Raw genomic sequence first — 21,663 nt, forward strand, 5'->3', positions numbered from 1 at the left:
GATTACTTACCCTTGAATGCAGCCTTGCGCTTTTCGAGGAAGGCGAGGCCGCCCTCCATGGCGTCGGCGCTCGATCCGGCGATCCGCTGACCTTCGGCTTCAGCCAGCAGGACCTGCGGCAAGGTGCCATCGAGCGCGGTCATTATATTGGCTTTCATCGTTGCGTAAGACACCGTCGGCCCTTCAGCCAGACGGGTTGCGAGCGCGAGCGCCTCATCCATCAGCGCGGCATCGTCGACCGCCTTGTAGATCAGGCCCCAGTCTTCCGCCTGTTCGGCGCCGACGCGCTCGCCCAGCATCATCATGCGCGTGGCCCGGGCCTTGCCGATCGCCCGGGTCAGCAGCCAGGTCGATCCGCCATCGGGGACCAGCCCGATGTTGACGAAGGCCTGCAGGAAATAGGCGCTCTTTCCGGCCAGCACGAAATCGCCGGCAAGGCCGATCGAGCAACCGACGCCCGCCGCCGGACCATTGACCGCCGTCACCACCGGAACCGGAAGGCGAAGGATCTGGCTCAGCGCCGGATTGTAATGGTTCATCAGCGCCTTGTGGCTGGCATCCCCGCCGCTTACCGCGCTGGCAGCGCCGCGTGCCTGAAGGTCCGCGCCCGAGCAGAACGCCCGGCCCGCGCCGGTGATGAGGACGGCGCGCGCGCCATCAAGCTGGTAGAGCGCAAGGCTGATATCGTCGGCCATTTGCAGCGACGCAGCGTTGAGCCGGTCGGGCCGGTTGAGGGTGATGACCAGAACGTCACCTTTGCGCTCGGTCAGGATCGTCTCGTATTCAGCCATGTCTCTCTCCAGTCAGATCGCGTCGTGTCCGGTCAGTTCGACCAGTGTTCGCCCGCCTTCGGCGTTTCCATGATTTCGGTCAGCACCCCGCCCATGTCCCTGGGGTGGACGAAGAAGATCAGCGTGCCGTGCGCGCCAATGCGCGGTTCGCCCAGCACGCGCTTGCCCATGGCCTCGAACTCGGCCTTGGCGGCGTGGATATCGGGCACTTCGTAGCACATGTGGTGCTGTCCGCCGGCCGGGTTCCTGTCGAGGAAACCGGCGATGCTGGTGTTGCCGGGTAGCGGCTCGATAAGCTCGATCTGGGTGCCGTTCAGCGCCCCGTCCGCGCCGGGGGTATCGACGAAGCAGACCTTCACGCCCTGCGATTCCAGATCGAACGGCGCATGGATCTTCGTCGCGCCCATGACGTCGCGGTAGAAGACGATGGAGTCCGCGATCGACGGAGTTGCCACGCCGATGTGGTTGAGGCGGCCTAGTTTCATGTGCCTGTCCTTAAAGCGGAATGTTGTCGTGCTTCTTCCAGGGGTTCTCGAGCTGCTTGTTCCGCAGTTTCCGCAGCCCCAGCGCGATCCGCCGCCGAGTGTTGCGCGGGTGGATCACCTCGTCGATGAAGCCTTTGCTCGCCGCCACGAACGGATTGGCGAAGCGGTCTTCGTACTCCTTGGTGCGCTCAGCGATCTTGGCGGGATCGCCGATGTCGGAGCGGAAGATGATCTCGACCGCGCCCTTGGCGCCCATCACCGCGATTTCGGCGGTGGGCCAGGCGTAGTTGAGATCGCCGCGCAGGTGCTTTGAGGCCATCACGTCATAGGCCCCGCCGTATGCCTTGCGGGTAATCACGGTGATCTTGGGCACGGTCGCCTCGGCATAGGCGAACAGCAGCTTGGCGCCATGCTTGATGATCCCGCCCAGTTCCTGCGCGGTGCCGGGGAGGAACCCGGGGACGTCGACGAAGGTCAGGATGGGCACGTTGAAGGCATCGCAGAACCGCACGAAGCGCGCGGCCTTCTTGGATGAATTGATGTCGAGCACGCCGGCCAGCACCATCGGCTGGTTGGCGACCACGCCCACGGTCTTGCCCTCTACCCGGCCGAAGCCGCACAGGATGTTGGCGGCGTGACCCGGCTGGATCTCGAAGAACTCACCCTCGTCCAGCACCTTCTTCACGACTTCGTGCATGTCGTAGGGCTGGTTGGCGTTGGCCGGGATCAGTGTGTCGAGGCTGTCCTCGATCCGGTCCCACGGGTCGGTGGTCGGCCGCTCGGGCACCTCTTCGCGGTTGTTCAAGGGCAAGAAATCGAAGAAGTCGCGCGCAGTCAGCAGCGCCTCGATATCGTTTTCGAGCGCGAGGTCAGCCACGCTGGTCTTGGTGCTGTGCGTGATCGCCCCGCCCAGTTCCTCCTGAGTCACCACCTCGTTGGTCACGGTCTTGACCACGTCGGGACCGGTGACGAACATGTAGGAGCTGTCCTTCACCATGAAGATGAAGTCGGTCATCGCCGGCGAATAGACCGCCCCGCCCGCGCACGGCCCCATGATGAGGCTGAGCTGCGGGACGACGCCCGAGGCGAGCACGTTGCGCTGGAAAATCTCGGCATAGCCGCCAAGCGAAGCGACGCCTTCCTGGATGCGCGCGCCGCCGCTGTCATTGAGGCCGATCACCGGCGCGCCGACCTTCATCGCCGCGTCCATCACCTTGCAGATCTTCATCGCGTGGCGTTCGGACACGGCGCCACCGAACACGGTGAAATCCTGGCTGAAGACATAGACCAGCCGCCCGTTGATCGTGCCGCTGCCCGTCACCACCCCGTCGCCGGGGATGACGCTGTCCTGCATCCCGAAGTCGACGCAGTTGTGTTCGACGTACATGTCGGTTTCTTCGAAGCTGCCCTCGTCGAGCAGGATCAGCAGGCGTTCGCGCCCGGTCAGCTTGCCCTTGGCGTGCTGGGCGTCGATCCGCTTCTGCCCCCCGCCCAGGCGTGCGGCAGCGCGGCGCTTTTCCATTTCGGCAATGTTTGCAGACATGCTCTTCCCGTCTGAATCGCGTTGAAGCGTCGGGCTTGCCGCGCGGGGCAGGCAATGTCCAATGTGAACTTGCAAAGTTGCAAAGCACGACTTTGCAAAGTAGGCTTTGTGCCATGTCCCAGCGCCGCCTGTTCGCCGGAGCCCAGCTTCGCGCCATCCGCACCGAGCGGCGGCTGAAGCAGTCCGAACTTGCGGCCGCGCTGGCGATCAGCACATCCTACCTCTCGCAGCTCGAGAACGACGACCGTCCGCTGACCACGGCGCTCATCGACAGGCTGGCCCGTGCCTTCCCGCTCGACTGGCGCGGGGTCGGCGCGGGCGATGCCGAAGAACGGCTTGCCGCGCTCCGCGAAGCCAACGCCGACCCACTGTTTCCCGAACCGCTCGATGCCGCGCAGCTCGCGCGCTTTGCCGAGCAGCAACCGGTTCTCGCCGAGCGGTTCATCGCGCTCCACGAAGCCTATCGCCGCGGCGGGCAGCGGCTCGCCATGGTGGACGAGGCTTTGGCCAGCGAAAGCGCCGGCACCGCCCGACTGCCGTGGGAGGAGGTGCGCGACTGGTTCCACCTCGAGAACAACTATGTCGACAGCCTCGACCGCGCGGCAGAGGCGCTGGCCAGCCAGCTCGGCGGGCAGACGCCGGACACGGGTGCGATCGAGGCCTACCTGAAGGACGCGCTGTCGATCTCGCTGATCTATTCGGGGCTGCAGGGTCTGCGCTCCTACGACGCCGAAATGGGCCACCTGACGGTCGATCCCGGCCAGCCGGTCGAAAGCCGCCGCTTCCTGCTGGCGCACCAGCTTGCTGCGCTGGCGCTAAAGGACGAGATCGCCGCAGTGATCGAAGGTGCGGGCCTGCGCACCGCGGCCAGCCGCCAGTTGCTGTTCGTGGGACTTTGCAACTATGCCGCCGGCGCATTGCTGATGCCCTATCGCCGCTTCCGCGCAGCCGCGCGCGAAGTGCGCCACGACATCGACAGGCTGGCCCAAGCCTTCGGCACCAGCTTCGAACAGACCTGCCACCGCCTTTCCACCTTGCAGCGCGAGGATGCGCGCGGGGTGCCGTTCTTCTTCTGCCGCGTCGATATGGCGGGCAACATCACCAAGCGTCATTCGGCAACGCGGCTGCAGTTTGCCCGGTTCGGGGGGGCCTGCCCGCTGTGGATCGTGCACGAGGCGGTGGCGATCCCCGACCGGATCCTGGTGCAGCTTGCCGAAACGCCCGACGGGGTGCGCTATGTCTCGATGGCCAAGGGTCTGGTGAAACCGAGCGGCAGCTACGACCGGGCGCCGCGCCGCTATGCCGTGGCGCTGGGCTGCGAGGCGAGCCAGGCGGGCGAGTTCGTCTATGCCGACGGGCTCGACCTGACCGCCGAGCGGGCCGCGACGCGGATCGGCATTTCCTGCCGCATCTGCCCGCGCGCCGATTGCGACCAGCGCGCCTTTCCGCCCAGCGACCGCCCGATCAGCGTCGATCCGGACAGCCGCGGCGTGGTGCCCTACCGGGTGGGCTAGACCTTGACGACGCCCTTCTCGATCAGGCTGCGCGCGCAGTCGACGATCGACTGCTCGGGCGGGCGCGGGCTCCAGCCCAGAACCTCTTGCGCGTGGGCCGAACTCGTCGCGCGGACACGCCCCAGTTCGCCGAGTAGTTGCCGCGCCGGGGGCATGACCATCGCCAACAGATGCACCGCCCAGTTGGGCATCTTGCGTGTCGGCACCTTGCGCGCCTGCGGGCCGAGGTTGTCGCGCAGCACCCGCGCTACATCGGCAAAGCGCTGGAACGGCCCTGAGGAGCCGATGAATCGCTCGCCGTGGATCGTCGCCGCATCGGCTTCGAGCGCACGCACATGCAGATCGGCAATGTCGCGCAGGTCAACTATGCTGAACCCGACGTCGGGCAGCGCCGGGACCGACCCGTTGAGCAGCCTCAGCACGAGGTCGATCGAAGCGGCAAAGTCGCTGCCTTCGACGGGCCCGATCACGGCGACCGGGCAGACCGCGCAATAGTCCATCTCGGGCGCGTTGGCCGCAACCCAGTCGCGCGCGGCGCGCTCGGCGATGGTCTTGGACTTTATATAGGGCTGGACGCCCGGCGCATCGACGTTCGTCCAGTCGCTTTCGTCGTACTGCGACTTGCCGGGCGGGTGGCCATAGGCAATCGCCGCCGCGCTGCTGGTCATGACGAACCGCTTGATCCCCGCGGCATGGGCAAAGCGCAGCGCGCGCAAGGCGCCCTCGCGCGCGGGGACGATCAGCTCGTTCTCGTCTTTCGGCACGCTGGTCGGGAACGGCGAGGCCATGTGGCAGACCGCGTCGCACCCGTCCATCGCTTCGGCCCAGCCGGCATCTTTCATCAGATCGGCGGCGTAGAAGCGCAAAGTCTCGGGAGATCCGCCAAGCTGGCCGCGCAGTTCCGCCTCCCGCGACAAGTTGCGGACGGTCGTGTGTACCGTCCACCCGCGCGCCAGCAACTGGCGGATCGTTTCGCCTGCGATGTATCCGCTTCCACCGCTGACCAGAACCGTGCCCGCCATGTCGCTTCTCCCCGTTATGCTCGATCGAGACTAGTCGGTCCGTTCAATCTTGCAACGGACGTCGGCTCCCCGCGATCCGCCGCGCCGCCAGCACGACGAGCAGCCAGAAGGCGTAAGTTCCCAGCAGGTTGCCAGCCCGCAGGTCGTCCTCGACCCCGATCTGGTGGATCACAGACGTATCCGGACTGTCGGCCAGGAACGGTGCGGGCCAGCCCGCCTGCTCGCGAGGCCGGAAATTTTCCGCCACGCCCCCTTCGTATCCGTACATCGTCCGCTCCCCGCCCGTCGTCACCACCAGCAGGCTGGACAGCGTCAGGACAGCGGCCGCGACCGCCAAGAGCAGCCCGCGCATCATCGCATCAGGACCAGTTCCTCGGCCATCGAGGGGTGCAGCGCCACGGTTGCGTCGAAGTCCGCCTTGGTTAGCTTTGCCTGGACCGCAATTGCGGCGGCCTGGAGGATTTCGGGCGCCTCCGGCCCGATCATGTGAATGCCCAGGATCCGGTCGGTGCCCGCATCGACGACCAGTTTGTAGAGACCGCGTTCCTGGCGGCTGGCAAAGACGTTCTTCATCGGCCGGAAGTCGCTGGTGTAGATCTTCACGTTGCCGAACTGGTTGCGCGCCTGCCCTTCGGTCAGCCCGACCGAGGCCAGCGGCGGCTGCGAGAATACGGCGCTGGGAATGCAGTCGTAGGCGATCGCGCGCGGGTTGTTGCCGAACAGCGCATCGGCCACCGCGTGGCCTTCGCGGATGGCGATCGGGGTAAGCTGGACCCGGTCGGTCACGTCGCCGACGGCGTAGATGCTCTCGCAGCTCGTGCGGCTGAGTTCGTCGACCGGGATCTGGCCCTTGTCGCCCAGTTGCACGCCCGCCGTCTCGAGGCCCAGCCCGTCGGTGTTGGGGCGGCGCCCCGTGGCCACCAGCACGACGTCGGCCGGGACCGGATCGTGATCGCCAACCCACACCAGCAGCGAGCCGTCCTCCTGCTTCTCGACCTTCTTGATCGGGCAGTTGAACTTGTACTCGATCCCGCGCGCCATGGTGATCTGGAGCAGGCGGTCGCGCAGTGCCTCGTCATAGCCGCGCAGCAGGGTTTCGCTGCGATTGACCACGGTGACATGGCTGCCCAACGCGTTGAAGATGCCGGCAAACTCCATCGCGATATAGCCGGCGCCCTGCACGATCACGCGGCGCGGCAGCTCGGGAAGGTGGAACACTTCGTTCGACGTGATGCAGTGCTCGTTGCCCGGGAAATCGGGCATGACAGGCCAGGCGCCGGTGGCAACGAGGATGTATTTCGCGCTGACCTCGCGGCCCGAGGCGAGCCGCACCGTGTTCGGTCCCGTCACGGTCGCGCGCTGCTTGAAATGCTCGACCTTGTGGTTGTCGAGCGTGGCTGTGTAGGCGACTTCGAGCCGGTCGACATCGCGCAGCACGGTGTCGCGCAGCACGGCCCAGTCGAAACTCATCCCCTCGACCGACCAGCCGTAGTGCGAGGCGTCCTGCAGTTCCTCGGCGAAGTGGGACCCATAGACCAGCAGCTTCTTGGGCACGCAGCCACGGATCACGCAGGTGCCGCCGATGCGGAACTCTTCCGCCACGGCCACCCGTGCCCCGTGGGACGCCGCGATCCGGCTGGCGCGAACCCCGCCCGAGCCGGCGCCAATGACGAAAAGGTCGTAGTCGAATTCCACTGCGGCTTGTCCTTGCTCTTTTCCAGAATCGCGTGCGGCGCGGTCGTGCCGGGATATGGGCGGCGCACGGCCAAGTGGCAATGCGGGGCCAGCGTTTCGTCTCGCGACTGGCCCGATCGTTTAATCTCTACTCTTTTAGTCGACATTTAGGAACGGCTCGCCGCTGCAGGCTTTCAAAGGCCGACGCTGTGCAGAAGTCTCTGCCAGCGACCACCCCTGGACGCGATCACGGAGACAGGCCAATGCCCCTATTGCCCCCGCCCGCCAAGCCGGTCGATCCGGCCATTCTTCTCGTCCCGGGCCTCGGCGACAGCGGCCCTTCGCACTGGCAGACGCTGTGGGAGCACGAGCTCGACGCGGCCTCCAAGGTGGAGCTCGGCGACTGGGAAAGGCCGCACCGCAACACCTGGGTCAACAAGCTGAATCTTGCCATCCACCGGGCCGGACGCCCGGTCATCCTGGTGGCGCACAGCCTCGGCTGCCTGGCGGTGGCCTGGTGGGCGCACTATGAGCAGCCGCAGCGGGGCGATCCGGTGCTGGGCGCCTTGCTGGTCGCTCCGCCCGAGGCCGACTTCTTCCCGCGCGACGAACGGCTCAATCCCTTCGCTCCGGTGCCGGTCGATCCATTGCCGTTCGAGAGCCTGCTGATCGCCAGCCGCAACGACCCGTGGATGAACTTCCACACCGCAGCGTGGCTGGCCAGCCACTGGAAGTCGGACCTCGTCGACCTTGGCGAAGCGGGCCATATCAACGCCGATTCCGGCCTCGGCCTGTGGCACGAAGGCCTGGCGCTGCTCGACCGGCTTAAGGCGCGCATCGGTGCCGGCAATGCGGGCCACAACCCGGCGGAGCGGATCGCGACCGGCCGCCTCGGCCTGCCCAGCCACTTCGCCGCCGGCGCTAGTTGATCCCGGCGGCGTCGAGCAGGGCTTCGGTGCTCGGATCGAACCGGGCGCTGCCGGCAACGATCGACTTTGCGATCTCCTTGCCCAGCTCGACGCCGAATTGGTCGAACGAATTGATCCCGAGCAGCACGCCGTTGCAGAAGGTGCGGTGTTCGTGGAACGCGATCAGCGCACCTAGCGTGGCGGGATTGAGATCCTCGCACAGGATCGTCGCGCTCGGCCGGTCGCCCGGATAGGCGCGGGCGCCGTCTTTCGCCGCCTTGCCGGCCATCAGCGCCGCCCCTTGCGCAAAGCAGTTGGCCAGCAGGTTGCGGTGGTGCGCCGGGTCGAGGCTGTCGCCGGGGATGATCGCGGCGATGAAATCGACCGGAACCAGGTTGGTCCCCTGGTGGAGCAACTGGAAAACCGCGTGCTGCGCGTCGGTCCCCACCCCGCCCCAAGTGATCGGCGCGGTCGGCCCGTCGACCGGCTGGCCGTCCAATGTCACAGACTTGCCGTTCGATTCCATTTCGAGCTGCTGCAGATAGCTTGGCAGCAGACGCAGCCGCTCGTCGTAGGCGAAGACCGCGCGGGTCTGGCAGCCGCGCAGGCGGGTATAATAGAGGTCGGCAAAGGCCGCGCGCAGCGGCAGGTTGGCAAGGCCGTCGGTGTCGCGGAAATGCTCGTCCATGGCCGCCGCGCCGTCGAGGAACTCGGCGAAGTCCTGCCAGCCCAGCGCCAGCGCGATCGGAAAGCCGATCGACGACCACAGCGAATACCGCCCGCCGACGCTTTCCGCGAAGGGCAGGACGCGGGTTTCATCGACGCCCCATTCGACCGCCTTGTCCGGCGCCGCGGTCAGCGCAATCACCCGGCCAAAGGGATCCGCGACTCCACCCGCCTTCAGCCAGTCGAGCGCCGACTGCGCGTTGGTCATCGTCTCGGTGGTGGTGAAGGTCTTCGAGGCGACGGCGATCAGCGTGGTCGCCGGATCGCAGGCCCTGAACGCCTCCTCCAGCGCGCAGCCGTCGATATTGGCGACGACGTGGACGTCGACCCGGGCTTCGTCTCGGGTCAGGGCATCGACGGCAAGGTTCGGCCCCAATGCCGATCCGCCGATCCCGATGTGGATCAGGTGCCTGACCTCGCCCAGCACGCCAGCGTGGATCGCCTCGACCAGGCCCTTCATGCGCAGGTGCAGCGCGTGGGCCTCCTCGACGCTGGTCTCGCGCCCGACGCCGCGCAGCGCGGTGTGCTCGACCGCGCGGTCCTCGGTCACGTTGATGTGTTCGCCCGCGAACATGGCGGCGCGCCGTCCGGTAAACCCGGCAGCGTCGGCGAGGCTCGAGAATGCCCTGGCGTGCGCCGCGTCGAGATGCGTCTTCGACCAGTCGAAGCGGATCCTCCCGCCCGGCAGGGCCAGCGCGCTCGACCACGCGTCGAGCCTTCCGCTATCGGCGAACAAGTCCTTCAGCGCCGGCTTGGGCAAGGCGGCAAGGTCCGCCCAGAGCGCGCGGGTGGCATCGGTCATCGTCTACTCCTCGGGTGCGGATCCGTGGGCCGCTATGGCCTGCAGAGGTGCCCTCGCCAAGCCGCCAATCGTATGCGAAGCGGCAAATCGACGGTTAGTGATATATTCATGCAATACACCTTAGCCCTTGACGGCAGACGCCTGCGCCAACATGGACGTGCCCCATGACCGAAACCCCCGTCGCCACCGTGTCCGAAAGCGCCGCCAGCCCCGATTCCGGCAAGACCAAACCGGAAAAGAAGGAGGACAGCTTTCCCGTCTTCCTTCTGAAGCTGGTGCTGTTCGTGGCCGTGTTCCGCAGCTTCTTCCTGGCGCCGTTCTACATTCCCAGCGAATCGATGCTGCCGCGGCTGCTGGTCGGCGATTACCTGCTGCTGGCGAAGTGGCCCTATGGCTATTCGCGTCAAAGCCTGCCCTTCGGCGTGCCGCTGCTGCCCGAAAGCCGGATCTTCGCCAGCCAGCCCGAGCGGGGCGACGTCGTGGTGTTCAAGGCGCCGCCGTCGAACGACGAGGACTGGATCAAGCGCGTGATCGGGCTGCCCGGCGATACCGTGCAGATGAAGTCGGGCGTGCTGTGGCTCAACGGCGAGCCGGTGCCCAAGGTCCGCGTCGCCGATTTCGAGGCCGCGGTCAGCCCCAACACGCGCTGCTACTCGCCCGAATTCCAGGCCCGCCTCGCCAACGGCACCGACGTGTGCCGTTATCCGCAATACCGGGAAACGCTCCCGGGCGGACGCAGCTACACCATTCTCGACTTCGGCCCGCGCGAGAACGACGATACCGATCCGGTGATCGTGCCCGAAGGCCGCGTCTTCCTGATGGGCGACAACCGCGACAATTCGGCCGACAGCCGGGTGCCCTTCGATCGCAATGGCCTTGGCGGGCCGGTGCCGCAGGACAACCTGCTGGGCCGCGCGCTGGTGATGATGTTCTCGACCGATGGCGGGGCCGAATGGCTCAAGCCCTGGACCTGGTTCAGCGCGGCCCGCTGGAACCGCCTTGGCGGCGGGTTCTGACCGGCCCGTGCTCAGCGCCGCCAGCCACGATTTCCTTGCCGACCTGATCGGCAAGACGCCTGCCGACCGGGCTCTGTGGCTCGAGGCGCTGACCCACGGCAGCACCGGCGCCGAGCGCGATTACCAGCGGCTCGAGTTCCTTGGCGACAGGGTGCTCGGCATGGTCATCGCCGAATGGCTCTACCAGCTCGAAAGCGCCGACGAAGGCCGCCTGTCGCAGCGCCTGAACGCGCTGGTCAGCCGCGCCACCTGCGCCAAGGTCGCCCGCGCGATCGGCCTTGCCGACCATATCCAGCTCGGCAAGCAGGCCCGCGAAGACGGCGGCCGCGACAGCGACAACATCCTGGGCGATGTTATGGAAGCGCTGATCGGCGCCAGCTTCGTCAGCGAAGGCTTCGAACCGACCCGCGACCTGATCCGCCGCCTGTGGACCGACATGGTGGGCGGCAAGACCGGCCAGGCCAAGCATCCCAAGTCTGCGCTGCAGGAATGGGCCGCGGGCAACCGCCGCAAGACGCCCGAATACCGGCTGGTCGAGCGCTCCGGCCCCGATCACGCCGCTCGCTTCACCGTGGCGGTCAGCGTCGGCGGCGTGGGCGAAGCCGAGGCCACCGGCGCCTCGCTACGCGAGGCCGAAACCCTTGCCGCCACAGCTTTCATGCAGAGGTTCGGATGACACAACACTGCGGTCTCGTCGCCGTGCTCGGCGCGCCCAACGCGGGCAAGTCCACGCTGGTCAACGCGCTTGTCGGCCAGAAGGTCGCAATCGTCAGCGCCAAGGCGCAGACCACCCGCGCGCGCCTGATGGGCATCGCGCTGGAGGGCGAGACCCAGATCATCCTCGCCGATACGCCGGGGCTGTTCGCGCCCAAGCGCCGGCTCGACCGCGCGATGGTCAACGCCGCCTGGGAAGGCGCGGTGGAAGCCGACGCGATCCTGCTGGTGGTCGACGGCCGCAAGAAGAAGCGCGATTACCTCGCCCCGATCCTCGAAAGCCTCAAGGATCGCCCCGAGCGCAAGATCCTCGTCCTCAACAAGGTCGACGAGACGGCGAAGGAGCCGCTGCTCGTCGCCGCGCAGGACCTGGCGGGCGACGGCCAGTTTTCCGAAGTGTTCTTCGTCTCCGCCCTGACCGGCGACGGCGTGCCCGAGTTGAAGACGCGCCTGGCCGCGCTGATGCCGGAAGGGCCGTGGCACTATCCCGAAGATCAGGTCTCGGACGCCAGCGAGCGGCTGCTTGCCTGCGAGATCACGCGTGAGCAGCTTTACCGCCAGCTTCACGACGAATTGCCCTATGACAGCGTGGTCCGTCCCGAAAGCTACACCACGCGCAAGGACGGCTCGGTCGAGATCCACCAGCAGATCGTCATCGCCCGCGACAGCCAGAAGGGAATTGTCCTCGGCAAGGGCGGCACCAAGCTGAAGGCCATCGGCGAAGCCGCGCGCAAGGAGCTGGCCGACCTGCTGGGCACGAAGGTCCACCTGTTCCTCCACGTCAAGGTCGACGAGCGGTGGAGCGAGGACAAGGAAATCTACGAGGAACTGGGGCTCGACTGGGTGCGCTAGCGCAGCTTGGCGATCCCGATGCCGTCGATCTTGGCTCGTTCCTTGGTCGATTCCTCGCTGCGGTTCAGTGCCTTGGCGATTTCCTTCAGGCCCTTGCCCTTGGCTGCAAGCGTGCGCAGCTTGGCGACCTCGTCGGCCTTCCAGGGCTGCTTGTGCCTGGCGAACTTGTCCGACATCACGCTTCCGCCTTCTTCTTGGCCGGAGCCTTCTTGGCGGCAGGCTTCTTGGCCGGGGCCTTCTTCTTCGGCGCGGCCTTCTTCGTGCCCTTGGCCGGCCCCTTGGCGGCGCGTTCGGTGATCAGGACCACCGCCTCTTCCTCGGTCAGGTCCTCGGGCTTCTTGTCGCGCGGCAGGGTGGCGTTGGTGGTGCCGTCGGTGACGTAGGGGCCATAGCGCCCCGCCATCAGCTTGATCGGGCCGCCGCTTTCGGGGTGGTTCCCGAAGGTCTTGAGCGGTTCCGCCGGGGTACGCTGCCCCCTGCCCCCGCCGTTGGCCGCCTCGGCGAGCTTGGCGACTGCGCTGTTCATGCCGGTCTCGAACACTTCTGCGGTGCCGCGCAGCTTGGCGTACTTCCCGTTGTGGGCAAGATAGGGGCCATAGCGCCCGATCGCCGCTGTGATCGGCTCGCCCGTTTCGGGGTGCGGGCCGATGGTGCGCGGCAGGCTGAGCAGCTTGACCGCCCAATCCACGTCCAGCTCCGGGATATCCTTGGGGATCGAGGCACGCTTCGCCTCCTTGCCATCGCCGATCTGGATATAGGGGCCGAACCGCCCCGCCTTGCGCAGGATCGGTTCGCCGGTTTCGGGGTGCTTGCCCACCTCGCCGTCCTCGCCCGCGTCCTGCGACCCGCCCGGCTGGGCGAACTTGCGAGTGTACTTGCACTCCGGATAGTTGACGCAGGCGACGAAGGCGCCGTAGCGTCCGCCGCGCAGGGACAGCCGTCCTCCGCTGCGCCCCTCGGCCTCGCACAGCGGGCAGCGGCGCGGGTCTGAGCCGTCCTCGGTCGGCGGGAACAGGTAGTCGGAGAGGAACTCGTCGAGCGCTTCTGTCACTTCGGAAGGCTTGCGCTCCATGACCTCGTCGCTCTTGGGCTTGAAGTCCTTCCAGAACTTGGCGAGCAGGTCCTTCCAGGCCTCGCGCCCACCCGAAACGTCGTCGAGTTCGTCCTCCATACCGGCAGTGAAATCGTAGCCGACGTAGCGCGGGAAGAAGCGTTCGAGAAACGCGGTCAGCAGGCGTCCCGATTCCTCGGCAAAGAAGCGGTTCTTTTCGGTGCGGACATAGGCGCGATCCTTGATCACCTGGATCGTCGCGGCATAGGTCGAGGGGCGGCCGATGCCGAGCTCCTCCAGCCGCTTGACCAGTGTCGCTTCCGAATAGCGCGGCGGCGGCTGGGTGAAGTGCTGGGTGGCGTCGACGCCCTGCTTGGCGGGCTGATCGCCCTTGTTGAGGACCGGCAGCATGGCGCCGTCATCCTCGTCGTCCGCCGGCTTGGCGTCGAGCGTTTCGTCATAAACCGCCAGGAAGCCCGGGAACTTGATCACCTGGCCGGTGGCGCGCAGTTCGTGCTTGCCGGTGCCGTCGCGCAGGGTAACGGTGGTGCGCTCGATATTGGCGCTGGCCATCTGGCTGGCGATGGCGCGCTTCCAGATCAATTCATAAAGCCGCGCTTCATCGCCGCTTCCGTGGCGGTCCTTGGCGAAATCGGTCGGGCGGATCGCCTCGTGCGCTTCCTGCGCGTTCTTGGCTTTCGATTCGTAATGCCGGGGCTTTTCCGGGAGATAATGGCCATTGTTATAGCGATCGCTGATCGCCTTGCGCGCCGCGGATATGGCGCTGGAATCCATCTGCACGCCATCGGTACGCATGTAGGTGATGGCGCCCGCTTCATACAGCGACTGCGCCACGCGCATGGTGTGGCTGGCCGAAAAGCCCAGCTTGCGCGCCGCTTCCATCTGCAGGGTCGACGTGGTGAACGGCGGATAGGGGTTGCGCCGGGTCGGCCGGGTCTCGACCTCGTCGACGGCGAAGGTCGCGGCCTCGACCGCGGCCTTGGCCTTGTCCGCCGCGCCCTTGTCGCCCAGGGTCAGCTTGTCGAGCTTCTGGCCGTCAAACTTGACCAGCCGCGCCGGAAACTGCGTGCCCAGATGCTCCAGCCGGGCGATGACCGACCAGTATTCCTGCGGGCGGAACGCCTCGATCTCGCGCTCGCGCTCGACGATCAGGCGCAGCGCGACCGACTGGACGCGCCCCGCGCTCTTGGCGCCGGGCAGCTTGCGCCACAGCACCGGCGACAAGGTGAAGCCGAACAGATAGTCCAGTGCGCGGCGGGCGAGATAGGCGTCGATCAGATCCTGGTCGAGCTCGCGCGGAGCCTTCATCGCCTGGGTGATCACATCCTTGGTGATCGCGTTGAAGGTGACGCGCTCGACCTCTTTCGGCAGCACCTTCTTCTTGGCCAGCAGTTCCCTGACGTGCCAGGAAATCGCCTCTCCCTCGCGGTCGGGGTCGGTGGCGAGGATGAGGCGGTCGGCGCTCTTGGCCGCGTCGGTGATCGCTTTCACCTGGCGCGCCTTGTCGCCGTACAGTTCCCAATCCATCGCGAAATCCTCGTCCGGGCGGACCGAGCCGTCCTTGGGCGGCAGGTCGCGGACGTGACCGAAGCTGGCCAGGACCTTGTAGTCCTTGCCCAGGTATTTCTCGATGGTCTTGGCCTTGGCCGGGGATTCAACGATGACAAGTTGCATGGCGGTCTGGAACGGCTTTCTACGCGTATGTGTACACGCGCGAGGGTGGAAGCTTCGCTAAGGCGGCGTCAAGAGGGGGTGCGGCGCCAGGCGACGAAGAAGCCGAGGCCCAGCAGCAGGTCGATCCCGGCAAACACCGCGGTCGGCGGGGAGACGGGATAGCCCTGCGCGAACAGGGCCAGGGCCGGCACGGCGAAGACCAGCTTTTCCGCGACTGCTAGCGGCATCAGGTTGCGGTACTTCACCGGGTTGCTGCCGATCATCCAGAACAGCGCCTGAAAGGTCAGCGCGAGGCCGATGAAACCCAGCAGCACCTCCCCCATCACCGGCGGCAGTGGCGTGAAGTAGAGCGGCAGCAGGACGATCGCGCCATAGATCGCCGCCCAGCGGAACATCCTGGATGGAAAGACGCCCATTCTGCCTCCGGCCCTGGTTCGGGGCAGCGGCATGCGCCGCTCGCCCTACTGCTGCAACCCGCCGGGCGGAATTATGCACCGCCCCTTGTCGTATTCGCCCACCTGGCGGATCACTTCGCCATCCTTCGGTTCAATGCGGCGGCCGGCGATCTGGCTGTCGATCACCCTGCGCAGCAAGGCGTCGAGCCGGGTGACGAGGTAGCAGTCGATCGCCGGCGGCGCGTGCGGATTGCCCACGCCGCTATCGTCGGTGAGGAAGGTGTAGCGGCTCTGCGTCAGCGCGGCCATGGCCCGCATGGCATATTCCGCCTTGTCGGCCACGCCCGAGGCGGCAACCGGGACGATGTGAACGCGCTTTGCCCGCAGGTGCTCGGCCGCCAGCCAGGTCGGGGCGAACTTGTCGTCGTGCGGCGGCGCATCGGCGACTAGCAGCAGGCTCTTGACCGCATTGAGCCGCCAGGACTGGCCCGCCGCGCGGATCAGCGCCTGATCCATCGCTTCGGGGTAGTCCCCCCCGCCCCCGGCATAGCGCTGCGCCAGGGCGCCCTGAGCCGACGCGAAATCCCTCGTCAGCGGCACGGTGTCCGTGACGTAGTCGTCGCCCAGGTCGCGGTAGAAGACGAACCCGACGCGCAGGTCCAGTCCGGGGTGGCGCGCCCGCACGCCATCGAGGATCGAGGCCAGTTCGCTTTGCAGGTAGCGGATCTCGTCGCCCATCGAACCGGTGGTGTCGATCGCCAGCACGAGATCGAGCGCGGGTGCCGGCATCGCGGCAATTGCGTTGCCGGTAAAGGTGACTCGCTGCCCGCCCGCACCGCGCGGGATGCCGACAGTGCGCCAGTCCTGATTGAGGGCGCGGATGCGCACGGTAGGACTGAGGCGGTCGAAGGCCGGGAACAGCGTCACCGTGCCGTCGGACATGGTGGGCAGCAGCAGACGGTTTCCGTCCTCGCACAGCACCTCGACCATGCCGCGGCCGATCGGCGATCCGGAGCGGTCGCGAAGTTCGACCGTCAGCACACGCGCCGTGTCAAGCTGCGGCAGGTCCGGAATGGCCTGGCCCAGGTTCGAACGGCGGACATAGGCGGCGTAAAGTTCGGGGTTGAGCAGGTCGTCGTGTTCGCTCGCGGTGAGCAGCCCGGCCTGCGGCCGCGGTTGCGGACGCGGCCGCGGATAGGGCGGGCGGATCCGGTCCGGCCGCGCCGTCGCCCGTTCACGCACTGCGGAGGTTGGCGCTGCCGCGCCGACGGCCATATCGGCCGATGGAGCCTCAACCATAACCGGAGGAGGAGGAGGAGGTGGTGGCGGCGGGGGCGGCGGTGATGCAGAGTCCGAACGCTCGGTCGGCACCGCCTTGACGCTGGATCCGGTCACGATGATCCGGTTGGCGTCGTCCTGCCCAATCGGGCGGGCTTCCCGCCCGAGCTGCGGCAGGGGCGCTGGGGTGCGGCACTGCCCCTCCCGGGTCTGGCGGCTCTGCCGATCGTCGGATCCCGCATCTTGCGACCAGGCCGGCTGCTGCACCAGCAAGGACAGGGCGGCGGCGCTGGACATGGCCTGGGCAAGACGGCTGCGCATGGTGAACCCCTCCGATCCGACTGTATGGACGAAACGTGGGTTTCTGACGATGAACTGCGGATTAATGAGATATTATATCACGCAGCCAGGCTGACTCGCCCGGCCGCGTGGCGTACGAGCCGCCCCGACAGTTCCAGTTCGAGCAAGGCAAGCTGGACCGCGGCCGCACTCTCCCCGCTTTGCCGGATCAGTTCGTCGACCGCGACCGGTGCGAGAGTCAGCAGCCCGACGACATCGGCGGGCGTATCGCCCAGATCGTCGGGGACCCCGGCGAATTCTGCCGCAGCTTCGCGGAAATGGGATCGCGGCGTGCCATCGAAGCTGCTCAGCAACTCTATGACGTCCTCTGCCGACTGGACCAGCACGGCCCCTTCGCGGATCAGCAAATTGCAGCCCTGCGAGCGCGGCTCGAGCGGCGATCCGGGCACGGCCATGACTTCTCGCCCCGCCTCTCCGGCCAGCCGGGCGGTGATGAGCGAACCCGATTTCGGCGCGGCCTCGACCACCAGCGTTCCGGCGGCAAGACCCGCAATGATGCGGTTGCGCGAGGGGAAATGGCGGGCGAGCGGATCCGTCCCCGGCGGCTGTTCGGCCAGCAGCAGGCCGTGCCGGGCGACCTCCTCCTGCAGGTCGGCGTGCTCGGGCGGATAGGTCACGTCGATCCCGCTGGCAATCACGCCGATGGTGCCCCCGGCAAGCGCGGCCTGGTGCGCCGCCCCGTCGATCCCGCGCGCCAGCCCCGAAACGACGACGAAGCCCGCCTCGGCCAGGTCGCCGGCGAACTGCCGCGCCAGCTTGACCGCCGCGGCCGAAGCGTTGCGCGCGCCCACGATCGCCACGCAGGGCTTCGCCGCCAGCGCGGCATCGCCGCGATAGGTGAGGATCGGAGGCGCCGCATCGAGCGTCGCTAGCAGCGCGGGATAGTCGGGCGCATCGTGGAACAGGTAGCGCGCACCGGCTCGCCGGACCGCCGCGACCTCGTCAGCCACGCGCGCTTCGGGGGCGACGCGGTAGGGCTTGCTGCGCCCGGCAAGGTCGGGAAGCGCTTCCAGCGCGGCGACCGCGCTGCCGAAGCGGCCGAGCAGTTGCCGGTAGGAAACCGGCCCGACGTTGGGCGATCGCAGCAGCCGTATGCGGGCGAAAGCCTCGTCCTGGCCGAGCGCGGTCATCAGCCCTTGCTGCCGATCTTCGGCTCTGTCCCGGCGCGCAGGCGGGCAATGTTGGCGCGGTGCTGGAAGAACACGATGGCGGCGATCGCGACCATGACCGCCGCAACCGCCGGATAGCCCATGGCCCAGGCGGCCAGCGGCGCCGCGCTCGTTGCGCAGAGCGAGGAGATCGACGAGGTCCGGCTGACCGCTATCGCAATCGCCCAGACCGCTGCACAGACCAGCATGACCGGCCAGGCCAACGCGCCAAGCACGCCGGCGGCGGTGGCAAAGCCCTTGCCGCCCCTGAAGCCCAGCCATACCGGGAAGCAGTGGCCGACGATCGCCCCGATCGCCGCCAGCCCTTCGCTGCCCGGCCACAGCCGGGCCGCCAGCAGCACGGCCAGCACGCCCTTGCCGGCATCGAGCAGGACCGTTGCGGCGGCGAGGCCCTTGCGTCCGGTGCGCAGCACGTTGGTCGCCCCGATGCTGCCCGAGCCGATCTGGCGAATGTCGCCCGCGCCGAACAGCCGCGTCAGGACGAGGCCGAACGGGATCGAGCCCAGCGTATAGCCAAGACCCAGAGCCAAAACAGTTTCCATCGCGGGTCCTTCCCTTTGTGCCCCAGTCCTAGCTACAAGGCCACCGGGCCGACAAGGGCGCCTGACACGACAGCGGGGGGTATTGCGACGGAAATGGATGCTGCCGCGCCGCTGCTGCTGTTCGATTCCGGCGTCGGCGGGCTGTCGGTGCTGGCCGCCTTGCGCCGCGTCCTGCCCGACGCGCCGGTGATCTATGCAGCGGACAACGGCGGCCTGCCTTATGGCACCAAGAGCGAAGCGGAAATCGCCGCGCGGGTCTGCGGCCTGCTTGGCCGAATGAGCGAGCGGTTCCGCCCCCGCCTGATCTGCATCGCCTGCAACACCGCCAGCACCATCGCCCTGGCCATGGTCCGCGACGTGCTCAACGTGCCGGTGGTCGGCACCGTCCCGGCGATCAAGCCCGCCGCCGAGGCGACCCGCAGCGGCGTAATAGGCCTGCTCGGCACGGCAGCCACGGTGCGCCAGGTCTACGTCGACCGGCTCGAGGCAGACCACGCCAGCGGCAAGACCCTGCTGCGCTTTGCCGCCAGCGAACTGATCGGCGCCGCCGAAGCCAAGCTGCGCGGCAAGGCGGTCGATCCCGCCACGATCGCGCGCGCCGTCGCCGGTCTGCGCGACCAGCCGCGCGGCGATCGGATCGACACCGTGGTCCTCGCCTGCACGCATTTTCCGCTGCTGACCGACGAGCTGGCTTCCACCTTCGGCCCGGACGTGCGCTTCGTCGATGGCGCCGAGGGCATCGCGCGGCGCATCGCCCACCTGACCGCGAACCAGCGCTTTGCGCGACTGCGGCCTGACCGGGCGATCTTCACGCGCGGCGATCCCGACCTCGACGCGCTTCGCCCGGCACTTGCCCGCTACGGCCTAAGCGAGCTGGAGGTGCTGGCATGACCCGGCGGCTCAACTTGATCCTGCTGTTCCTGCTCGTCGCGGTCGGCCTGCCCTATTACTGGCTGCTGCTCGACAACCGGCCCGGCGACATCCCGCCCAAGCCGGTCAGCATGGCGCAGCTGCGCCAGCTTGCCGGGTCGATTTCCGGCCCCCACCCCGCCGGGGTCGAAATGGAGCTGGTCGGCTGGCGAGACCTGCCGAGCACGCTTTTCGCGGCCGGCACGGGCCTTCGCCAGCACCGCATCGGGATCATGGCCTTCCGCCTTCCCGTTCCCGGTGCAAGGCCGGTCCTGATCGACAGCGGGTTGGCTCCGGCCCAGGCCAGGGACATGGACCTGTCGGTCTACCGGGCAGAGCGACAGGCCCGCGTCGATCGCGCCATGGACACGGCGGGCCTGATTCTCGTCACGCACGAGCATCCCGATCACCTTGGCGGGCTTGCCTTCAGGCCTGCAGCGGCCCCACGTGCCGCCCAGCTCAACACCCCGCTGCGCCGCGCGCTGGTCGAACTCAACCCGGCGGCAATCGCAACAGGCGGACCGCGCGATGCCACGCGGCCATTTGCCGTGGCGCCCGGAATCGTCGCCATCCCCGCGCCAAGCCACACGCCAGGATCGCAGATGTACTTCGTCCAGCTGGCCGACGGGCGCGAGGTCCTGTTTGCCGGAGACATCGCCACGCTCGAGACCAGCTGGCGCGAAACGCGGGCCCGGTCGCGGCTGATCGGCGATTACTTCGCTCCGGAAGACCGCGCCGAAGTCTACGCCTGGCTGCGCACGATCAAGGCGCTGGTGGCGGCGGCGCCGGGACTGATCGTCGTCCCCGGCCACGACTCCGATCTGATGCTGGCGCTCGTGAACGAACGGACGATCCACTACCACTTCTCGTCCTCCGACTTTGGGCCAGCATCGCAATAAGGTGCTGGCGCGCTTGGCTGCAGTGGAGTAAGGGGCGGCAGATTCTGCGCTGTGGCCCTATCCGCCGCCTGCGCGCCGGAGGGGTGGGACCCGCGTGAACTACGATCACATTTTCAACCAGGCGATCGAGCGCCTTCATGCCGAAGGCCGCTACCGGGTCTTCATCGACATCCTGCGCAACAAGGGCGCATATCCCAATGCGCGCTGCTTTGCCGGGCACAACGGCCCCAAGCCGATCACGGTGTGGTGCTCGAACGACTATCTCGCCATGGGCCAGCACCCCAAGGTGATCGAGGCGATGGAACAGGCGCTGCACGATGTCGGCGCGGGTTCGGGCGGCACGCGCAACATCGGCGGCAACACGCATTACCACGTCGATCTCGAACGCGAACTGGCCGACCTTCACGGCAAGGACGGCGCTCTGCTGTTCACTTCGGGCTACGTCTCGAATGACGCGACGCTGTCGACGCTGGCCAAGATCCTTCCTGGCTGCGTGATCTTTTCGGACGAGCTCAACCACGCCAGCATGATTGCCGGCATCCGCAATTCGGGCGCCGAAAAGCGCGTGTTCCGCCACAACGACGTCGAACACCTCGAACAACTGCTGGCCGAAACCGACCCGGCCCTGCCCAAGCTGATCGCCTTCGAATCGGTATACTCCATGGAAGGCGACGTAGCCCCGATCCACGCGATCTGCGACCTGGCGGAAAAGTACAACGCGCTGACCTATATCGACGAGGTTCACGCCGTCGGCATGTACGGCCCGCGTGGCGGCGGCATCACCGATCGCGACGAGGCGGCGCACCGCATCGACATCATCGAAGGCACGCTGGGCAAGGCCTTCGGCGTGATGGGCGGCTACATTGCGGCCGACACCCGGATCATCGACGTGATCCGCAGCTATGCGCCAGGCTTCATCTTCACCACCTCGCTTTCGCCGGTGCTGGTGGCGGGCGTGCTGGCTTCGGTCCGCCACCTCAAAGGGTCAAGCGTCGAGCGCGAGGCGCAGCAGGCCTCTGCCGCCTTCCTGAAGGCGTCCTTTGCCAATGCCGGCCTTCCGGTGATGGAATCGACCACGCACATCGTGCCGCTGATGGTCGGCGATCCGGTCCGCGCCAAGAAGATCAGCGACGTGCTGCTGGCCGAATACGGCGTCTACGTGCAGCCGATCAATTACCCGACCGTCCCACGCGGAACGGAGCGCTTGCGCTTCACCCCCGGCCCTGCCCACACCGAGGCGATGATGACCGAGCTGACCGCAGCGCTGGTCGAGATCTGGCAGCGGCTGGACCTGCAACTCGCAGCCTGACGGCCACAG

21 protein-coding genes are annotated in these 21,663 nt (G+C 67.3%); 8 read left to right on the plus strand and 13 right to left on the minus strand.

All coding sequences use genetic code 11. The features are described 5' to 3' along the window. Nucleotides 1-2: 2 nt before the first annotated feature. The 3 genes from B0I00_RS04475 to B0I00_RS04485 are packed head-to-tail and all read right to left on the minus strand — an operon-like array spanning nucleotide 3 to nucleotide 2,819. Nucleotides 3-791, minus strand: coding sequence for an enoyl-CoA hydratase-related protein (locus tag B0I00_RS04475; RefSeq protein ID WP_100866105.1), 789 nt, complete (start codon nucleotides 789-791; stop codon nucleotides 3-5). 32 nt (nucleotides 792-823) lie between these two features. Beyond that, the gene (gene mce / locus B0I00_RS04480; protein ID WP_100866106.1) at nucleotides 824-1,276 is read right to left on the minus strand and encodes a methylmalonyl-CoA epimerase; all 453 of its coding nucleotides are present in this window, start codon (nucleotides 1,274-1,276) and stop codon (nucleotides 824-826) included. 10 nt (nucleotides 1,277-1,286) lie between these two features. Next, nucleotides 1,287-2,819 (minus strand): acyl-CoA carboxylase subunit beta, encoded by a 1,533-nt coding sequence (locus tag B0I00_RS04485; RefSeq protein WP_100866107.1) that lies wholly within the window; start codon nucleotides 2,817-2,819, stop codon nucleotides 1,287-1,289. Nucleotides 2,820-2,932: 113 nt separating this feature from the next. Between B0I00_RS04485 and B0I00_RS04490 the strand changes: the two genes are divergently transcribed. Beyond that, nucleotides 2,933-4,333, plus strand: coding sequence for a helix-turn-helix domain-containing protein (locus B0I00_RS04490; RefSeq protein ID WP_100866108.1), 1,401 nt, complete (start codon nucleotides 2,933-2,935; stop codon nucleotides 4,331-4,333). Here B0I00_RS04490 and B0I00_RS04495 read toward each other — a convergent pair. Genes B0I00_RS04495 through gorA form a run of 3 tightly spaced genes read right to left on the minus strand, consistent with a single transcriptional unit; the run spans nucleotide 4,330 to nucleotide 7,050 of the window. Then, entirely contained in the window at nucleotides 4,330-5,355 is a 1,026-nt protein-coding gene (locus tag B0I00_RS04495; RefSeq protein WP_100866109.1) for an NAD-dependent epimerase/dehydratase family protein, read from the minus strand. The two genes, B0I00_RS04490 and B0I00_RS04495, sit on opposite strands and share 4 nt — an antisense overlap. A 43-nt stretch (nucleotides 5,356-5,398) precedes the next feature. Next, on the minus strand, nucleotides 5,399-5,710 hold the full coding sequence (locus B0I00_RS04500; protein ID WP_100866110.1) for a hypothetical protein: 312 nt from the start codon (nucleotides 5,708-5,710) through the stop codon (nucleotides 5,399-5,401). Further along, nucleotides 5,707-7,050 carry a glutathione-disulfide reductase gene (gorA, locus tag B0I00_RS04505; RefSeq protein WP_100866111.1) on the minus strand — a complete coding sequence of 448 codons (1,344 nt, stop codon included), beginning with the start codon at nucleotides 7,048-7,050 and terminating at the stop codon, nucleotides 5,707-5,709. The genes B0I00_RS04500 and gorA overlap by 4 nt, the downstream gene beginning before the upstream one ends. 242 nt (nucleotides 7,051-7,292) lie before the next feature. Between gorA and B0I00_RS04510 the strand changes: the two genes are divergently transcribed. Further along, the gene (locus B0I00_RS04510; protein ID WP_100866112.1) at nucleotides 7,293-7,958 is read left to right on the plus strand and encodes an RBBP9/YdeN family alpha/beta hydrolase; all 666 of its coding nucleotides are present in this window, start codon (nucleotides 7,293-7,295) and stop codon (nucleotides 7,956-7,958) included. Here the strand turns inward: B0I00_RS04510 and pgi are convergent. Continuing rightward, nucleotides 7,951-9,465 (minus strand): glucose-6-phosphate isomerase, encoded by a 1,515-nt coding sequence (pgi, locus tag B0I00_RS04515; RefSeq protein ID WP_100866113.1) that lies wholly within the window; start codon nucleotides 9,463-9,465, stop codon nucleotides 7,951-7,953. The two genes, B0I00_RS04510 and pgi, sit on opposite strands and share 8 nt — an antisense overlap. Before the next feature lie 164 nt (nucleotides 9,466-9,629). Between pgi and lepB the strand changes: the two genes are divergently transcribed. The 3 genes from lepB to era are packed head-to-tail and all read left to right on the plus strand — an operon-like array spanning nucleotide 9,630 to nucleotide 12,047. Next, on the plus strand, nucleotides 9,630-10,481 hold the full coding sequence (lepB, locus tag B0I00_RS04520; protein WP_100866114.1) for a signal peptidase I: 852 nt from the start codon (nucleotides 9,630-9,632) through the stop codon (nucleotides 10,479-10,481). Between the two features lie 7 nt (nucleotides 10,482-10,488). After that, a complete protein-coding gene (gene rnc, locus B0I00_RS04525) occupies nucleotides 10,489-11,157 on the plus strand; it encodes a ribonuclease III (RefSeq protein WP_232730107.1) in 669 nt (222 codons plus the stop codon). Continuing rightward, nucleotides 11,154-12,047 (plus strand): GTPase Era, encoded by an 894-nt coding sequence (gene era / locus B0I00_RS04530; protein WP_100866116.1) that lies wholly within the window; start codon nucleotides 11,154-11,156, stop codon nucleotides 12,045-12,047. Before rnc ends, era begins: the two co-directional genes overlap by 4 nt. On the opposite strand, the gene B0I00_RS04535 is transcribed toward era, so the two are convergent. The 6 genes from B0I00_RS04535 to plsY all read right to left on the minus strand — a co-directional run bounded on the left by B0I00_RS04535 (nucleotide 12,044) and on the right by plsY (nucleotide 18,537). Next, nucleotides 12,044-12,223: a hypothetical protein gene (locus B0I00_RS04535; protein WP_100866117.1), complete on the minus strand. Its 180-nt coding sequence runs from the start codon at nucleotides 12,221-12,223 to the stop codon at nucleotides 12,044-12,046. The genes era and B0I00_RS04535 overlap by 4 nt on opposite strands. After that, nucleotides 12,223-14,793, minus strand: a complete 2,571-nt coding sequence (gene topA / locus B0I00_RS04540; RefSeq protein ID WP_100866118.1) for a type I DNA topoisomerase — start codon at nucleotides 14,791-14,793, stop codon at nucleotides 12,223-12,225. Before topA ends, B0I00_RS04535 begins: the two co-directional genes overlap by 1 nt. 68 nt (nucleotides 14,794-14,861) lie before the next feature. After that, nucleotides 14,862-15,209 (minus strand): hypothetical protein, encoded by a 348-nt coding sequence (locus tag B0I00_RS04545; RefSeq protein WP_157812467.1) that lies wholly within the window; start codon nucleotides 15,207-15,209, stop codon nucleotides 14,862-14,864. A 45-nt stretch (nucleotides 15,210-15,254) separates the two neighbouring features. Next, a complete protein-coding gene (locus B0I00_RS04550) occupies nucleotides 15,255-16,787 on the minus strand; it encodes a VWA domain-containing protein (protein WP_198519133.1) in 1,533 nt (510 codons plus the stop codon). A 77-nt stretch (nucleotides 16,788-16,864) separates the two neighbouring features. Further along, the gene (gene dprA, locus B0I00_RS04555; protein ID WP_100866120.1) at nucleotides 16,865-17,956 is read right to left on the minus strand and encodes a DNA-processing protein DprA; all 1,092 of its coding nucleotides are present in this window, start codon (nucleotides 17,954-17,956) and stop codon (nucleotides 16,865-16,867) included. Then, nucleotides 17,956-18,537 (minus strand): glycerol-3-phosphate 1-O-acyltransferase PlsY, encoded by a 582-nt coding sequence (plsY, locus tag B0I00_RS04560; RefSeq protein ID WP_100866121.1) that lies wholly within the window; start codon nucleotides 18,535-18,537, stop codon nucleotides 17,956-17,958. The genes dprA and plsY overlap by 1 nt, the downstream gene beginning before the upstream one ends. A gap of 93 nt (nucleotides 18,538-18,630) precedes the next feature. Between plsY and murI the strand changes: the two genes are divergently transcribed. The 3 genes from murI to hemA all read left to right on the plus strand — a co-directional run bounded on the left by murI (nucleotide 18,631) and on the right by hemA (nucleotide 21,654). Continuing rightward, the gene (murI, locus tag B0I00_RS04565) at nucleotides 18,631-19,428 is read left to right on the plus strand and encodes a glutamate racemase (protein WP_100866122.1); all 798 of its coding nucleotides are present in this window, start codon (nucleotides 18,631-18,633) and stop codon (nucleotides 19,426-19,428) included. Next, complete coding sequence (locus B0I00_RS04570; protein WP_100866123.1) at nucleotides 19,425-20,345, plus strand: MBL fold metallo-hydrolase; 921 nt, start codon at nucleotides 19,425-19,427, stop codon at nucleotides 20,343-20,345. Before murI ends, B0I00_RS04570 begins: the two co-directional genes overlap by 4 nt. 94 nt (nucleotides 20,346-20,439) lie before the next feature. Next, nucleotides 20,440-21,654: a 5-aminolevulinate synthase gene (hemA, locus tag B0I00_RS04575; protein ID WP_100866124.1), complete on the plus strand. Its 1,215-nt coding sequence runs from the start codon at nucleotides 20,440-20,442 to the stop codon at nucleotides 21,652-21,654. Nucleotides 21,655-21,663 lie beyond the last annotated feature (9 nt).

Source organism: Novosphingobium kunmingense, assembly GCF_002813245.1.
Classification (GTDB): domain Bacteria; phylum Pseudomonadota; class Alphaproteobacteria; order Sphingomonadales; family Sphingomonadaceae; genus Novosphingobium; species Novosphingobium kunmingense.

What these genes read in the sequence shown, in the direction of transcription:
- B0I00_RS04475 (WP_100866105.1), bottom strand. Translation starts at nt 791, where the DNA reads ATGGCTGAATACGAGACGATCCTGACCGAGCGCAAAGGTGACGTTCTG.
- mce (WP_100866106.1), bottom strand. Translation starts at nt 1,276, where the DNA reads ATGAAACTAGGCCGCCTCAACCACATCGGCGTGGCAACTCCGTCGATC.
- B0I00_RS04485 (WP_100866107.1), bottom strand. Translation starts at nt 2,819, where the DNA reads ATGTCTGCAAACATTGCCGAAATGGAAAAGCGCCGCGCTGCCGCACGC.
- B0I00_RS04490 (WP_100866108.1), top strand. Translation starts at nt 2,933, where the DNA reads ATGTCCCAGCGCCGCCTGTTCGCCGGAGCCCAGCTTCGCGCCATCCGC.
- B0I00_RS04495 (WP_100866109.1), bottom strand. Translation starts at nt 5,355, where the DNA reads ATGGCGGGCACGGTTCTGGTCAGCGGTGGAAGCGGATACATCGCAGGC.
- B0I00_RS04500 (WP_100866110.1), bottom strand. Translation starts at nt 5,710, where the DNA reads ATGATGCGCGGGCTGCTCTTGGCGGTCGCGGCCGCTGTCCTGACGCTG.
- B0I00_RS04510 (WP_100866112.1), top strand. Translation starts at nt 7,293, where the DNA reads ATGCCCCTATTGCCCCCGCCCGCCAAGCCGGTCGATCCGGCCATTCTT.
- pgi (WP_100866113.1), bottom strand. Translation starts at nt 9,465, where the DNA reads ATGACCGATGCCACCCGCGCGCTCTGGGCGGACCTTGCCGCCTTGCCC.
- lepB (WP_100866114.1), top strand. Translation starts at nt 9,630, where the DNA reads ATGACCGAAACCCCCGTCGCCACCGTGTCCGAAAGCGCCGCCAGCCCC.
- era (WP_100866116.1), top strand. Translation starts at nt 11,154, where the DNA reads ATGACACAACACTGCGGTCTCGTCGCCGTGCTCGGCGCGCCCAACGCG.
- B0I00_RS04535 (WP_100866117.1), bottom strand. Translation starts at nt 12,223, where the DNA reads ATGTCGGACAAGTTCGCCAGGCACAAGCAGCCCTGGAAGGCCGACGAG.
- topA (WP_100866118.1), bottom strand. Translation starts at nt 14,793, where the DNA reads ATGCAACTTGTCATCGTTGAATCCCCGGCCAAGGCCAAGACCATCGAG.
- B0I00_RS04545 (WP_157812467.1), bottom strand. Translation starts at nt 15,209, where the DNA reads ATGGGCGTCTTTCCATCCAGGATGTTCCGCTGGGCGGCGATCTATGGC.
- B0I00_RS04550 (WP_198519133.1), bottom strand. Translation starts at nt 16,787, where the DNA reads ATGCGCAGCCGTCTTGCCCAGGCCATGTCCAGCGCCGCCGCCCTGTCC.
- dprA (WP_100866120.1), bottom strand. Translation starts at nt 17,956, where the DNA reads ATGACCGCGCTCGGCCAGGACGAGGCTTTCGCCCGCATACGGCTGCTG.
- plsY (WP_100866121.1), bottom strand. Translation starts at nt 18,537, where the DNA reads ATGGAAACTGTTTTGGCTCTGGGTCTTGGCTATACGCTGGGCTCGATC.
- murI (WP_100866122.1), top strand. Translation starts at nt 18,631, where the DNA reads ATGGATGCTGCCGCGCCGCTGCTGCTGTTCGATTCCGGCGTCGGCGGG.
- B0I00_RS04570 (WP_100866123.1), top strand. Translation starts at nt 19,425, where the DNA reads ATGACCCGGCGGCTCAACTTGATCCTGCTGTTCCTGCTCGTCGCGGTC.